Annotated in this window: 12 protein-coding genes; 5 read left to right on the plus strand and 7 right to left on the minus strand. The window is 51.8% G+C overall.

Annotated features, from left to right (window positions below):
- Positions 1-45: 45 nt before the first annotated feature.
- The 5 genes from ACXX82_RS19700 to ACXX82_RS19720 all read right to left on the minus strand — a co-directional run bounded on the left by ACXX82_RS19700 (position 46) and on the right by ACXX82_RS19720 (position 6,081).
- On the minus strand, positions 46-786 hold the full coding sequence (locus ACXX82_RS19700; protein WP_458563541.1) for a TetR/AcrR family transcriptional regulator: 741 nt from the start codon (positions 784-786) through the stop codon (positions 46-48).
- 346 nt (positions 787-1,132) lie between these two features.
- Positions 1,133-2,314, minus strand: coding sequence for a porin (locus ACXX82_RS19705; protein ID WP_323506789.1), 1,182 nt, complete (start codon positions 2,312-2,314; stop codon positions 1,133-1,135).
- A 110-nt stretch (positions 2,315-2,424) separates the two neighbouring features.
- On the minus strand, positions 2,425-3,129 hold the full coding sequence (locus tag ACXX82_RS19710; RefSeq protein ID WP_322237636.1) for a VOC family protein: 705 nt from the start codon (positions 3,127-3,129) through the stop codon (positions 2,425-2,427).
- A 32-nt stretch (positions 3,130-3,161) separates the two neighbouring features.
- Positions 3,162-4,499, minus strand: a complete 1,338-nt coding sequence (locus ACXX82_RS19715) for an MFS transporter (RefSeq protein ID WP_458563542.1) — start codon at positions 4,497-4,499, stop codon at positions 3,162-3,164.
- A 664-nt stretch (positions 4,500-5,163) separates the two neighbouring features.
- A complete protein-coding gene (locus ACXX82_RS19720) occupies positions 5,164-6,081 on the minus strand; it encodes a LysR family transcriptional regulator (protein WP_322237643.1) in 918 nt (305 codons plus the stop codon).
- 110 nt (positions 6,082-6,191) lie between these two features.
- Here ACXX82_RS19720 and ACXX82_RS19725 point away from each other — a divergent pair, with 110 nt between their 5' ends.
- From ACXX82_RS19725 to ACXX82_RS19740, 4 genes are all read left to right on the plus strand, one after another.
- Positions 6,192-7,289 carry a tartrate dehydrogenase gene (locus tag ACXX82_RS19725; RefSeq protein WP_458563543.1) on the plus strand — a complete coding sequence of 366 codons (1,098 nt, stop codon included), beginning with the start codon at positions 6,192-6,194 and terminating at the stop codon, positions 7,287-7,289.
- Between the two features lie 162 nt (positions 7,290-7,451).
- A complete protein-coding gene (locus ACXX82_RS19730; protein ID WP_322237647.1) occupies positions 7,452-7,832 on the plus strand; it encodes a hypothetical protein in 381 nt (126 codons plus the stop codon).
- Between the two features lie 272 nt (positions 7,833-8,104).
- Positions 8,105-9,415, plus strand: a complete 1,311-nt coding sequence (locus ACXX82_RS19735; RefSeq protein ID WP_322237650.1) for an MFS transporter — start codon at positions 8,105-8,107, stop codon at positions 9,413-9,415.
- A 173-nt stretch (positions 9,416-9,588) separates the two neighbouring features.
- Entirely contained in the window at positions 9,589-10,482 is an 894-nt protein-coding gene (locus tag ACXX82_RS19740; RefSeq protein ID WP_458563544.1) for a haloacid dehalogenase type II, read from the plus strand.
- Between the two features lie 274 nt (positions 10,483-10,756).
- On the opposite strand, the gene ACXX82_RS19745 is transcribed toward ACXX82_RS19740, so the two are convergent.
- Both ACXX82_RS19745 and ACXX82_RS19750 read right to left on the minus strand, forming a co-directional pair.
- Positions 10,757-12,058, minus strand: a complete 1,302-nt coding sequence (locus ACXX82_RS19745) for an MFS transporter (RefSeq protein WP_323506786.1) — start codon at positions 12,056-12,058, stop codon at positions 10,757-10,759.
- A 106-nt stretch (positions 12,059-12,164) separates the two neighbouring features.
- Positions 12,165-13,154, minus strand: coding sequence for a quinone oxidoreductase family protein (locus tag ACXX82_RS19750; RefSeq protein ID WP_322237659.1), 990 nt, complete (start codon positions 13,152-13,154; stop codon positions 12,165-12,167).
- Positions 13,155-13,361: 207 nt separating this feature from the next.
- Between ACXX82_RS19750 and ACXX82_RS19755 the strand changes: the two genes are divergently transcribed.
- Entirely contained in the window at positions 13,362-14,240 is an 879-nt protein-coding gene (locus ACXX82_RS19755; RefSeq protein ID WP_322237661.1) for a LysR family transcriptional regulator, read from the plus strand.
- Positions 14,241-14,243 lie beyond the last annotated feature (3 nt).

Below are 14,243 nucleotides of genomic sequence, written 5' to 3' on the forward strand. Positions count from 1 at the left end.
AACACCATGTCGCAGTTAACAGCTAAAACATAACAGTGGATGCTTTCACGAAGTTTTCTTCTTACTGACCTGACGCGGGTTGACGGCCACGCGCGAGGCAACGCTCGATTTGGCAGATTTCTTTTTGGGTTGCGCTGGCATAGCGCGTATACCACCGCAAATAAAGGCAACCAGGTCCGGCCCCCTATCAACCCCACCCGCCTTACAGACGCCTTTCGACAGTCTCTCGACACGCTTGTCTGCAATGTGCATTAAGAGCGCCCCCAAAGCCCACTCATAGGCCCAGTAAAGCGATGATTCGTCACGATCAGGGAATAGCACTTGCAGTGCATCGATAAAGTCTCTCGCAAGAGGATCGTAATAGCGTTGGATGACACGCACAGCAATTTCTGATTGTTCCCACACTGTCCTGGCCACCAAAATCAGAAAATTTTCCCCGTCGGGGTGTGCTCGCATTTGCACTACTGGCGCGCACCACGCATGCACGATCTTTTCGAGCGCATCCGGCGCATCGATATGCGCCTTTGCTTCCTTTAAAAGATTCAGGCGTTCGTCGATATTGGGTTTCCGATGCTCGAAAATGGCTTCGAACAAATTGTCTTTTTTATCAAAATAGTAGCCGACCAATCTGGATGGAACCCCGGCGTCATCCGCAATATCACGGATAGACACGCCATCATAGCTTCGCATCGCGAATAACTTCTCCGCACTCAGCAAGATGTCTTTTTTTCGATCTTGCTTGATGAATTTCAACACTGGAGCTTGATTGATATCGTCTTTTTTCATTTCGTTGGCCCATGCGTTACACAAGTGAGCAATTTAAGCAGTCAAGACAGAACCGTCAAGTTCATTTTCTCCTTTTACCTAAAAAAGGTTCTTTCAATACTCAGAATGGATGTCGCGTATTTCCCCTGAAATGAAAAAAAACTTGAGGACATTAACACCCATCACTAAAAAATAGCCTTTGAAAACTGCAGTTGGCCCGTCGCGATCTGGCCCAATTTCTTGCGTACCCGATTTAATAACACTGGGTTAGCTGCTCGCGAAGATTTCTGATAAGAAGATTTTCGAGCGCCCGCACGCTGTCTTATCATATGATCACCCATACAGCGACGGGCCTGTTTAACCAAAATTAAAACGTGTGACGGACACCAGTAGTGATTGCTGTTTGGTTACCGGCAGAACCGGTTCCATCAAAAATGCCGGGATTGTTAGTGTTTGAAGCACGTATGTTCTGCACAACGGCATACACATCTGTCCGTTTCGACAGGAAATAGTCGGCACCCAGATTGAACTCGTTCAAGGTGCCGATACTGGAGACACCTGCGAAATTAAGTCGGTTATGTATAACGCTTGCCTGCAGGCGCAAAGTAGGAGTCAGAAAGTAATTCACGCCGAGTTCGTAAAGGTTAGCCTTCCTGTTGCTCAGACCGCTAACGACATTGGTAGTTGAAGCGCTTGCCAACGGTTGCCCGGAGCTTGAGAAATAACCGTACACGCGTACTGCTGAACTAACTTCGTAGCTAGCGCCAAGACTGTATACCTTCAATGCTATCTGGCCCGGTTTGCCTATGAACGCAGGAGCGAATATTCCACCGCTTCCTTCAATGGTAGTATCGCTAGGGGTTCCGGTTGCGACGTTTGCTGCGGTTGTGCCACCGAGTTTCGATTGGTAGTAAGCAGTGTATAAGGCGAGTGGACCGTTAACATATTGACCGCCGAGGCCGAGCGACTGGCCGGAAGAGTTACTACCTGCCGTTTCGCCGAAACCATAAATGGCGCTGGCAGTGAAACCAGCCAGGTTGACTGTATCGTAACGGATCGAATTGATGGTGAGAGCACCTTCGGTACGGTTCATATAGTGGCCTACACTTCCAACCAGAGCACCGAAACTACCGCACGCATTCCACCGGCATGTGTCAAACATAAAATCAGTTTGGCGACCTAATTTAACGGTACCGAAGTCCCCGGCCAAGCCGACTAACGATTGACGACGGAACAACTGGGTACCAGTGCGGTCTTGTAAAGTCAGTGCACCGGTGTCGACGGCGAAACCGGCTTCCAGTTGAAATATAGCTCTCAATCCGCCGCCTAGATCCTCTGAGCCTTTAAAGCCGATACGCGGGCCTGTCACGCTGCCCGCACTTAATTGCAATTTGCTGCCTGTTTTTGATGCAGAGCCAGCAGGAGTCGCGGCTTTGTTTTCATAAGCGATACCAGTATCAAGAATCCCGTAGATGGTGACCGCGCTTTGCGCTTGTGCTGAACCTCCGATTGTTCCGAGTATCGCCAGTGCAATGATTGATTTTTTCATTTGATTTCCCCTAGTAACCATTTTGAGGTCGCCGTATTTTGTCCCGGATGGACGCACTACGGCGATTTGCACCTATGTATGTAGACTCTTGTAATGACTCAACGTCGGCATTAAAGCTTTACTGGCGCCCTTCGGATTTCTTTTATTCCCTCGGTAGTTTTGACGCCAAGTGCATATAGGCCGGCAGACTTTCCGTTGTAACGAATTTCAAAAGGAAACTGTGATGGTCGAACAACGTCGCCCAGCCATTCCGCGAAGGCGGACTCCGTTTCGCCAATTTCAATCCAGAGCAGCCCTTGGCCCTTTGCGCTTCCTGTCCCAGGCTCCACAGGCAAACTGGCTACGTGAGGAGGAGGAGGTGAGCCCGGTTTGAAGTAAAGGTTGGGTTTCCCCATTGGCCATGCGGTCATTGCACTGGGGGTTTGCAGTGAAAAGCCCCGGCTACCGTTCATCATTTGGCGGCCGGCCTCTTTTCCGGTCAGGTTTGCATCCACGATGGTATTGTGGTGGGCAGCAAACATTTCCATTTCCTCCATGGTGTCTGCTCGCAGGCACCATCCGATAAAGCAATCTCCATCCATGGTTTGTTGCTCAAAGAATTGGGCGGTCGAATTCTCCTTCTTTAGGATCGTATGATCGACGATGCTCTCAATCTCGATGTATATGTCATCTGAGAGTGGGACTACTTTATGACCAAGTCCATATAGTGGAAAAAATCCGCCATCATAATTGCCCAGTCCGGTCTCCCGACTGAGTCGAAAGGTCGCTTCATAAACGTTTTGTGCCGCCAAACATACATGGTCAAAGTGAATCATTTTGTAAGTCCTTTATGGGAGGGAGAGAATATTTACCTGGCTGTAACGCGTTGCCGAGCATGCGTTTTTCGCTCAATTACCGCGCCAGCAAAAATGATTAGTGCGGCTGCGAGAATAAGCATCACAGCAATGAAACCCAGGCCCGCGTCATACGAGCCGGTTCGTTCCTTCAACCATCCGATAATGATTGGACTTGTGAATGAGCCGAGAATACCGACCGAATTGACTGACGCGATAGCGATCGCCGCAGCACTTGAAGACAGTCCGCGTGTTGGTAATTGCCAAAGTGGTATAAGACCGCAAAGCAGACCAGATTGAAGCAAGGTCAAGCCACCCATAAGGCCAAAAACACCGCTTGAAGTCAGGCAAATTGCTATGCCCGCTGCACCGAATAAAGCGCCGATAGCAGCGTGCCAAACGCGCTCATTCGTTTTATCCGAATGTCGCACCCAGAAATACGATACAAGCGCTGCAAATATGCTCGGCACTGAGGTCAGCAACCCTATCTGCGAAGCCGAAAGGGTCACACCGACCGTTCGACTGAACGACGAGATTATTTGAGGGGTAAAAATGAGTTGTGCATAGAACCCCATTTGAAGGAAACCATAGGCAAGGGCGTAAATCAGGAGGCTGCGATTTTTGAATAGTATTCGAAGGCTTTCACCCACTGAATGCTTCACACCTCCCGATACCTCGGCGATTGATGCCAGCCAAGCCTTTTGTTCGGGATTCAACCATGTGGCATCAGCCGGAAGTGAGGTGAGATAGCGTGCAGAAAAACAGCCAAGAAGGATAGGTAGCGCTCCTTCAAATAGAAACATGATGCGCCATCCGGCCATGCCAAACCAACCGTCAGTGTATTGAATGATTGCAGTCGAAGCTGGGGCACCAAGTATCACTGCAAGCGGCAACGTTGTGAAGAAAAACATACGTGCCCGAACTTCCTTCGGAAACCACAAAGCCAAATAGAGAATGAGACCAGGAAAAAATCCGGCCTCAGCGATGCCAAGCGCAATCCTTACCGCAATGAGCTGATTTGGTGTCTGCACAAATGCAGTAAGGGAGGAAATAATCCCCCAGGTAATCATTATTCGGGTGAGCCACACACGCGCCCCGTATTTGACGAATGCGAGATTACTTGGTATTTCAAGGAAAAAATAGCCCAATAAAAATAGGCTTGCCGCCAAGCCGAAGACAGCTTGACTTATACCCAAATCCTTATTCATGGTGAGTGCTGCCGTACCGATGTTGATTCGGTCTAGATACGCGGCGGTATACATAAGGGTGAGCAGCGGAATAACACGCCACATTACCTTACGCAGCGTCGCTCTTTGGAACTCGTTTTCGGGGTCGTAGGACGCCATAGTCATATGTAACTTTCTTATGCGATCGGATAAGAGAGGTCCAGCAAAAGCGCCTCTAACTTAGAACATATTTTTAATTTTATTTCAGCCTAAAATGACGTCGAACTCGACAGATTTTTTAGGACAGCGGCAATAACGTATCTAGCGGTTTTCCATCTGATTTCTTACGGATACGATGACGTGGTGATTGATTAATATATAAAAAAATATCATTTATACTAATCTAATTACACAATTGTGTATTACACGATTGAGTAATAATAGTTTGTGTTTTTTTGGTAGTCAAGTTTTTTTTCTTTAATGCGCACATGTGGTTTTTTGGGGCCATTGAACGCTAAATAAAAGCGATCGAAGTCACGTGTCCAGACCAGTGCACGGGAGTGATCGTAGCGATCTGAAAGATCACCATTCTGGTGCGGAAGCCCATGCAGGGCGGCTTAGAGGCTATTCAAACTCTTTTTCAAGGATGCTAAAAATGGTTAAATTAACGTGTAAATAAATACACAAGCGAAATAAGCCGAGAAGAGTTTGAAAAGGTCAATACGCTACGGGCACGTGCGCGCCAGGCAGCGAAGCCACGCAACATTTATTTTTACAAAGTATGTTGAGCAGGGTCTGTATATGCCGCAAAAGCGGATGAGAATATCGTTTCCTAATTAACAGATTTTTTTTATTCCGCCGCCGGTGCCAGCTCTTGCGCAATAAAATCCACGAACGTACGAATGCGGTTCGACATCTGATGACGCTGTAAATAGACTGCAAAAATATCTGCATTTGGCGTATCACAATTGGACAGCACCTGGACCAGCTTGCCGTCCTGCAGGTATTGTTTGACATCCCATTCGGCACGCAACAAAATTCCATGGTCATCGAGCGCCCATTTCACTGCGATTTCACCATCGTTGGTGGTCAGATTGCCGCGAATCTTCACGGTCTGGGTCTTCCTGGCGGTCCCACTTCCCGTCGTCAGACGCCATACGCCATACGCTTCATCTCCTTGCCTGATACCGATGCAATTGTGCTTCGTCAGATCGTGCGGAGTGATTGGCGTACCACGTCGCGCCAGGTAAGCAGGCGTCGCGCATAACACGCGGCGATTGGGTGCTAAACGTCGCGCGACGACGCGGGTATCCGGCGGTTCCCCGAATCGGATGCAGACGTCAAAAGTGTCGTCAGTGAGCGGTGGTGGCATGACCGAAAGTTGTAGTTGTACCGAGACTTGCGGATAGGCGGCGACAAATTGAGAGATCGCCGGCGCTACATGGCTTCGCCCAAATCCAAGTGTTGCGTTGACCCGCAGCAGACCTTCCGGTCGCTTCTTGGCGCTGCCCAGCAACTCCGAAAGTTCGTTGATTTGATCCAGAATTCTCCGCGCATGCTCTAGGTAAAGCTCACCCTCCGGTGTCAGCATCATGCGCCGTGTCGTCCGATTCACCAGCGGTACGCCAGCCCGGGTCTCCATTTGTGACAAATGCTTGCTTACCGCAGCAGCCGTAAGGCCTAGCTCGCGGGCGGTAGCGCTGAGGCTTCCAGAAGCTGCCAGGGTTGAAAAAAATCCCAAATCTGATGGCAAAACAGTATCATTCATGGCGTCTCATTTGTAAATAATAGTTAAGAATGCTTTAAGTTTAGCACCGGTTTTTGCCAAAAAACGTAGGTAAAGTACGGGCATATTCATCATTTTTAAAGGCAGGAGACATGAAAACTTATCGCATCGCAACTATTCCAGGTGACGGTATTGGCAAAGAAGTCGTCCCCGCGGGTCAGCAGGTTCTGGAAGCGCTGGCCAAAACAAACAACACTTTTGCATTCGAATTTCAAGATTTCGATTGGGGTGGTGACTACTATCGCAAGACCGGTGCGATGATGCCGGCCGACGGCCTGGATGCGCTGCGTGACAAGGACGCAATCCTGTTTGGTTCAGCAGGCGATCCGGATATTCCCGATCACATCACTTTATGGGGTTTGCGCCTGAAAATTTGCCAGGGTTTCGATCAATACGCCAACGTGCGCCCGACCCGAATCCTGCCAGGCATTGATGCACCGCTGAAGCGTTGCAAGCAAGACGATCTGAACTGGGTAATCGTCCGCGAAAACTCCGAAGGCGAATACTCCGGCGTCGGTGGTCGTGTCCATCAAGGCCATCCGATCGAAGCAGCTACCGACGTTTCGATAATGACGCGTGCCGGTGTGGAACGCATCATGCGCTTCGCATTTCGTCTGGCCCAAGCCCGCCCGCGCAAATTGCTGACCGTCGTCACCAAGAGTAATGCGCAACGTCACGCTATGGTGATGTGGGATGAAATCGCTGTTCAAATTGCAAAAGAGTTCCCTGATGTGAGCTGGGACAAAGAACTGGTCGACGCTGCAACGGCGCGTATGGTCAATCGTCCCGCAACGCTCGACACGATCGTCGCTACCAATCTTCACGCAGACATTCTGAGCGATCTGGCAGCGGCACTGGCGGGCAGCCTGGGTATTGCACCAACCGGCAATATCGATCCGGAGCGCCGCTATCCATCGATGTTTGAACCGATCCATGGTTCGGCATTCGACATCATGGGACAGGGCTTGGCCAACCCGGTCGGTACTTTCTGGTCGCTTGTGATGATGCTCGAACATCTGGGTGAATACGACGCCGCAAAACGTGTCATGCAGGCCGTCGAAGCGGTGACCGCCGACACGTCATTGCATACCCGCGATCTGGGTGGCAATGCCACAACGGCACAAGTGACTGCCGCTGTTTGTGCGTTCATTGAAAAGGGCGCGCTTACGCTAGAAAAAGCCGCTGCGTAGCCATCAATTCCCCTGCAAGTCAGCATCGGAAAATATAAAAATATGGGGAGCAATCTGGTTTGCACTGAGCCGAGGTTTCGCTACCCCTTAAAAAAATAAAGCTGGAGACATCATGTGTATTGCTTTGACTACTTGCGGCTGGCTTGCGACTTGGCTCACAAGATGAGCACTTCCGACGCGCTTTCCGGCAGTCTCGACGCCGGATTAGTGAGGGGCATCAATCGCTTATGGAAAGACGCGTTTGGCGCAGCCAGTGTGATCGCGCAGCTAACTGCGCGCGTTCCAGAATTCTTGCCGTCTCCTCCGTGTGAACGTTTGATTGTTATTGGCGCCGGTGTGCCGTCTGTGGCAATGGACAAAGCCACCGAGGATAACTGGAGCGGGCCACTGAAAGGCTTCAAGCTTTACCTCGGGGCGTTTGCGAACGGTCCGCTGAAGCTTGAGCAAGCCTTCGCTTTCCGTTTGGATCGGAATGCCATCATCCCAAGCGACAGCGCCAACGTAGCGTCGCCGCAGCCAGAATGGGCCGAGAGGAAGATGTAGAATTTTTGGGCAGACAGCGGTGATTGCGGCTGGTATACGTTTGGGTGCGCCTGGCACTGCCACTATTCTGCGCAGTACACAAATCAACTCAGGTTGCGTCGCAAGACGTCAAGTTTTGCCGGGTTTTGATTGGCCGAATTAAAACGGCAAAAGAAAATTCCTCGCATTCTACTTGTTCCGAGGTCCAAAAAGAACCGGTATAAGCGGTAGTATCCTCGGCGGCACTGTTTATTTTTTTACAATGTAATGCTATAACCTCTAAGGAGGAGACAATGAAATCTGATCTCGAATCACGCGTTTCCCGCAAGCTCATGTGGCGCATTATTCCGTTTGTCATGGCGCTTTATTTTGTCAGCTTCCTCGACCGTGTCAACGTCGGCTTTGCTGCCATGACGATGAATAAGGCCATCGGCCTCTCGCCCACGGCATTTGGCTTGGGTGGCGGCCTGTTTTTCATCGGCTACTTCTTATTTGAAGTCCCGTCCAATCTGATACTTCATCGTGTCGGCGCGCGTATCTGGATCGCACGAGTGATGGTTACATGGGGTATCGTCTCTGCGCTATCGGCCTTTGCTGTCGGACCGAACAGCTTCTATGCATTACGTTTCTTGCTGGGTGTTGCAGAAGCTGGCTTCTTCCCCGGGATCATTCTTTATCTTAGCCTGTGGTTCCCGGTGAAGCAACGCGCAGTCGCGGCAGCCTGGTTCATGGCCGCTGCACCGATTTCTGTAGCGATCGGTTCTCCCTTGTCGGGCGCCATCATGCAATTGCCAACTATTTTCGGCCTGGCAGATTGGCAGTTTCTGTATATCGTTGAAGCAATCCCAGCTGTGATTCTTGGCTTCTTCGTATTGAAATACCTGACCGATATCCCTGCCAAAGCAGAATGGCTGGCGACCGATGAACGTGAATGGTTGATAGCCAAGCTGAAGGCTGAGGCCGATGCAAAGCAAACTAATGCCGGGCACACCACAGGCGCTTTTAGCGCACTGAAAGATCCGCGTGTCCTGGCTCTCGCTCTCATCTATTTCGGCACCTCCGCTGGCCTTTATACGCTGGGCTTGTGGGCGCCGCTGATTATTCGTGAGTTTGGCTTCACTCCCTTGGAAACCGGCTTACTGACCGGTGTGCCGAGTGTTGTCGCCGTGGTCGCCATGATCCTGTGGGCTAAGCATTCCGATCGTACCGCAGAGCGCACCTGGCACGTCGTGATTCCTTGCATACTGGCATGCATAGGCCTTGTCTTTGCCGGCCTGGCGAGCACAGCATTGTGGGTGGTTTTGGCACTTGTCGCAGTGAATGTCGGTATCAGCTCGGCTAAAGCACCGTTGTGGGCCATGCCAAGCTCTTTCCTGTCGGGAGCAGGCGCAGCCGCTGGCATAGCAATGATCAATTCCGTCGGCAATCTTGGCGGTTTTGTCGGCCCGTTTGCGATCGGCTGGTTGAAGAGTGTGACCGGCGGATATGCTGCTGGCCTTTACGTGGTTGCTGCAACGTTGTTGGTGTCGGCAGTCGTGACTTTGCTGTTAAGCCGGCAGGCAAGGCGAACCGCTGCAATTGGCAATCCGCGTCACGGGCATTAAATGGAAAAGCCCGATTGAAGCTGCGGCCGGTATGATGGTGGTCAATCCGATCTGAAACCTGAGCGGCTTCATCGGATCGTGCGCGTTACTAGCTCAGGATCGTCGTAGCCACTTTGCATAAAGATCGACCGATCAACGAGGCTGACAAAAATTTAAATTGATAGGGAAACATCTTGGATTTTAACCACTTTCCAAATACTGGTTTGGTACTCGCAGAGCGCCGAAGATTCTTGACTGGTGCGAGTGCCGCAGCGATCTTGCAAATGACAGGGATATCGCTGTCACAGGCTGCCAATCATACGCCTGGTCCAGTGGCTACCGTGCGCACTGACTTCGTAGCTTATTCGAAGCTTGATTCTTCGAAAATCAAAGCCTTGACTTTCGATATGCAAGGTTCCTTACTCGACTTCTATTCCACGATTGCAGAGGAAGGAAAGCGATTCACAGACTCGCGCGGCATCATGGCGGACTGGACGACAATCTCAGACCAGTGGCGCAGCGACTATCGCAAGCAGCTTGATCAAGTCATTGCTGGATCAATTAGCTGGCGTTCGACGGATCTCATCTATCGTAATGCGCTTGATAATGTGCTTGCGGGCTATGATTGGGGCCGCTTGCTGTCAACCAACGACCGCGACGATTTGAGCTCGGTTTGGTCCAGACTAAGACCATGGGCCGATACCCGTCCGGGCCTCGAACGATTGCGTAAGAAATATAAGCTGGCGACCTTGTCTAACGGTTCGATGGCTTCCGTCGTCAATATAGTGAAGCGCTATGATTTGCCATTTGATTGCGTGCTTACCGCAGAATTAGTAAAGTCGTCGAAACCTGACCCGAAGGTCTATGCGCTTGCCCAGAACTCGTTGGGCTTACGGCCAGAGGAGATACTCATGGTCGCTTGTCATAAGTACGATCTTGCGGCAGCGAAGAAAGCCGGTTTTCACGTCGCATTTATCCCTCGTCCGTTGGAGTTCGGTCCCAATGGCAAAGTAGATACAGCAGAAGAAAGCTATTTCGACGTGATGGCGCCTGACCTTGTACAGCTTGCAAAATTACTTGCTGCTTGATTGATTGCAAAATTGGAGAGCGGTCAAAACCGGAGGCAACCAGGCCAGATGTTCGTTTGTGATGTGGGAAAAATTTGCGCGAAGAACTTCTCCTGCAGCTGATTGGCGTTCCGTTACTTGGTCGGCAGTCTACGCCGATATCACACTGCTTTTTGAATTGCCAAACGGGTGACAGGGAATTGCCGCGCATGGGTGTGCGCGGCAATTTGCTTAACGATTTCTACGTCTTTAAACAGCCTCCGCCGATAACGGTCATTACTTCCCGAGTGCAGCTTTAGTGAGCCTGGGGAACGCGCGGTCCACTTTCTGTTTGGGCTGACATTGGGTGGTTTCGGTACAAGGCAAATGTCGCTACCAATCCCACAAGGGCTGCAACGCTCAACCAGATGCCGGGGGCTGCGCGGTTATCGAGAGCGTGGATCAAGTAAGTGCAGACTACTGGCGTAAAGCCGCCAAATGTGGCCGTCGCCAAACTATAGGCGAGTGAAAACCCGGTAGTACGAACGGCGACTGGCATCACCTCCGTCAATGCCACGACCATGGCACCGTTGTATGTGCCGTACAAGAAAGATAACCATAGCTCGACCTCAAGTAGCCGCTCAAAACTCGGATGAGATGCCAGCCACGCCAGGGATGGATAGGCCGTCGCAATGGCCAGTACCGTCGAGAAAATGAGCAACGGCTTGCGCCCGATACGATCAGAGAGCGCCCCCATAACTGGAAGCCAGATGAAGTTTGAAATACCGACCAGCATCGTCACAAGGAAGCTGTCGAAATTGGATAGATGCAGCTCGGTCTTGGCGAACGTCGGCGTGTAGGCGGTGATAAGATAAAAAGATACTGTGGTCATGACGACCAGGCCAGCACCCGCGACCACGACCCGCATATTACCCCATATGGAATGCAATACTTCTTTGATATCGGGGTGGTGCGTACGCGCTGCAAATTCAGGTGTTTCCGTGAGAGAGCGGCGAATGAAAAAAATCGCCGGCACGATCAGGCAGCCGAACAGGAAGGGCAAGCGCCATCCCCATTGGTGCAACGCCTCATTGTCAAGCAGCGTCGACAGCCCAATGCCCATTGCTCCTGCCACGATGACGGCGACTTGCTGACTTGCGGATTGCCAGCTTACAAAGAAACCTTTGCGATTTGCCGGGGCAATTTCGGAAAGATAGACCGACACCCCGCCAAGTTCAGCACCGGCGGAGAAGCCCTGCAACAGGCGCCCTACTAAAACCATGATCGGCGCAGCAACGCCAATTTGAGCGTAACCCGGCACGAAGGCAATGAGGACGGTCCCTACCGCCATGAGGCCCAGCGTGATGATCAATCCTTTTCGTCGCCCATGTTGGTCAATGTAAGCGCCAAGAACAATGGCGCCAATCGGTCGCATCAAAAAACCTGCGCCAAAGGTGGCAAGTGACAACATCAAGGATGCGAATGCATTACTACTCGGGAAAAATGTATGAGCGATTGACGAGGCATAGAAGCCGTAAATCATGAAGTCGAACATTTCCAGAAAATTACCGCTGACCACACGGAACACCATTCTGCCCCTGCCTTGGGTTGATTTCATATCTATCTCCAAAAGTGTATTTGTTATTAAGGCCGGTATCCGGCTCTTTTAATTCGACCCAACGGGCTGATGACGAATCACTGCGTCGTGCCAATGCGGATGGGGTTTAGATGTGCAGAATGGGCTTGCCGACTTGCTCTCGTCTTTCGATACGAGCGTGTGCCTGTTCTACGTTATCGAGTGAGTACTCACCTTCGATGTCTATCTTCAGGGAACCATTAATGAGTGCAGTGAAAACAGCATCTGCTCGGCGCTGCACCATTTGCCGATTTACCATGTGATCCGCGAGACGCGGACGGGTCAGGAAAAGTGAGCCGGCCTCACCCAGTTCGATGGGGTCCAGGTCGGTGAGGGAGCCGGATACATTGCCATAGTTAACGATCAAGCCGTGTTTTTTGCAGGCGCGGAAGCTATCGCGCAAGGTTGCCTTGCCGACCGAGTCAAACACCACGTCTACACCGTTGCCGCCGGTAGCTTCGCGAACTTGTTCAGCGACGCCGCCTTGCGAATAGTCAAAGGCGTGGTCGGCACCGCGCCTGATTGCTGTTACGCGTTTTTCAGCCGTGCCAGCGGTGACTAATACCGTTGCGCCCCGCAGTTTTGCCATTTGCACCAGCAACTGACCGATGCTGCCCGCCGCGGCATGGATCAAGCACGTGCTACCGGGTTTGAGTCGCGCCACGTCTTCAATAAGGTAATGTGCCGTGGAGCCTTGGAAGATCGACGCTGCGGCCAGTTCATAACTGATATTGTCGGGAAGTTTGACGACCAGAGCCGCTGGTACGGAGATGTATTCAGCGTAGCTGCCCCAGGCGATGCACCAGGCGACGCGATCGCCGATAGAAAAATCCTTAATATCGTCGCCAAAAGCCACCACTTGACCGCTACCCTCCATGCCTAGCGTGCAAGGCAACCGCACCTTATAGGTCTGCGAGTTAACGTATTTCCCCTGGCGCGTATGCACATCCATAAAATTGATACCGGCGCATGCCACCTTGATCAGCACATGGCCTGCTTGCACGTCGGGGATCGGTACATCATTACGTTTTTGCAATACTTCAGGCCCACCGTATTGTTCGATGGTGATGGCTCTCATTGGATGGTTTCCTCTTCAGATGATGTGGTATCGGGTTGCCAGCGAAGCAAAAAGAACGTTGTTCTACCTGCTAAATTGTCTGATTGGCAATGGCGGCGAGTGCTCGCTAAAATTTTTCTGTTTCACTCTTCTTGTAGGCATGATAAAACAGTCGTGTTTGTTTGAAAATTCCCGATTTGCTAACCTATTCTGTGAATATATTTACCGATGTTCGACTGGCAAGATCTTTATGTTTTTACGGTTTTAGCGCGCACGGAGTCGCTTTCCGCTGCTGCAAGGGAGCTCGGCATTGAGCATGCGACGGTGGGTCGACGCCTGGAGTCGCTGGAAAAGGCATTGGGCTTGCGGCTTGTCGACAAACTGCCGCGCAGTCGTCCTCTTACGCAGGACGGGCGGGCCATCGCAACCTTGGCGCAGAATATGACGCAGGTAGCCGGATTGATTGAACAGCGCGCCCGCCCGGCCTTGATAGGGTTGGCCGGTTCGGTGCGAGTGAGCGCGCCGCCGTCGCTTTCGCGCGCCTGCATTGTTCCGCGTATCGCGGCACTGAGAGCCAGCCATCCCCAGCTCCGCCTGATCTTGCAACCATCCACTACCTTGGCCGCCTTGGGCAGCGGAGAAGCCGATATCGCGATTCGCACGGTGCGCCCGGAGGATGGTGATTTAGTCCGTAAAAAGGTCGGCGAGGTGCATTTTGGGCTTTACGGCACGCGCGAATTCAGTCGGCGGCCGGCCGAGCAATGGACGTTCATTTCCTACGACGAGTCACTCGATCATCTGCCACAGCAAATATGGCTACATCAGGTCAGGGCAGGGCGTCCGATCGCCTTCTTCGCGAGCGACTTGATGTCGCAGCAAATGGCGGCCAGGGATCATGTCGGGGCGGTGGTGTTGCCCACCATGGTCGGCGAGGACGACCCGGAACTGGTGCCGCTGCCCACCCCGGAGACGGCCCCCGCACGCGATATCTGGATCATTGTTTATCCCGATGTCCGGCGCAGTCCGCTGGTGGAAGTGGTGATGGATTTTCTGGTGGATTGCATCGCGCGTGAACCCAGGCTAGCAATGTCTGTGCGTCCGAAATGAACG

This window comes from Glaciimonas sp. GNP009 (assembly GCF_054343755.1).

What these genes read in the sequence shown, in the direction of transcription:
- ACXX82_RS19700 (WP_458563541.1), bottom strand. Translation starts at nt 786, where the DNA reads ATGAAAAAAGACGATATCAATCAAGCTCCAGTGTTGAAATTCATCAAG.
- ACXX82_RS19705 (WP_323506789.1), bottom strand. Translation starts at nt 2,314, where the DNA reads ATGAAAAAATCAATCATTGCACTGGCGATACTCGGAACAATCGGAGGT.
- ACXX82_RS19710 (WP_322237636.1), bottom strand. Translation starts at nt 3,129, where the DNA reads ATGATTCACTTTGACCATGTATGTTTGGCGGCACAAAACGTTTATGAA.
- ACXX82_RS19715 (WP_458563542.1), bottom strand. Translation starts at nt 4,499, where the DNA reads ATGACTATGGCGTCCTACGACCCCGAAAACGAGTTCCAAAGAGCGACG.
- ACXX82_RS19720 (WP_322237643.1), bottom strand. Translation starts at nt 6,081, where the DNA reads ATGAATGATACTGTTTTGCCATCAGATTTGGGATTTTTTTCAACCCTG.
- ACXX82_RS19725 (WP_458563543.1), top strand. Translation starts at nt 6,192, where the DNA reads ATGAAAACTTATCGCATCGCAACTATTCCAGGTGACGGTATTGGCAAA.
- ACXX82_RS19730 (WP_322237647.1), top strand. Translation starts at nt 7,452, where the DNA reads ATGAGCACTTCCGACGCGCTTTCCGGCAGTCTCGACGCCGGATTAGTG.
- ACXX82_RS19735 (WP_322237650.1), top strand. Translation starts at nt 8,105, where the DNA reads ATGAAATCTGATCTCGAATCACGCGTTTCCCGCAAGCTCATGTGGCGC.
- ACXX82_RS19745 (WP_323506786.1), bottom strand. Translation starts at nt 12,058, where the DNA reads ATGAAATCAACCCAAGGCAGGGGCAGAATGGTGTTCCGTGTGGTCAGC.
- ACXX82_RS19750 (WP_322237659.1), bottom strand. Translation starts at nt 13,154, where the DNA reads ATGAGAGCCATCACCATCGAACAATACGGTGGGCCTGAAGTATTGCAA.
- ACXX82_RS19755 (WP_322237661.1), top strand. Translation starts at nt 13,362, where the DNA reads ATGTTCGACTGGCAAGATCTTTATGTTTTTACGGTTTTAGCGCGCACG.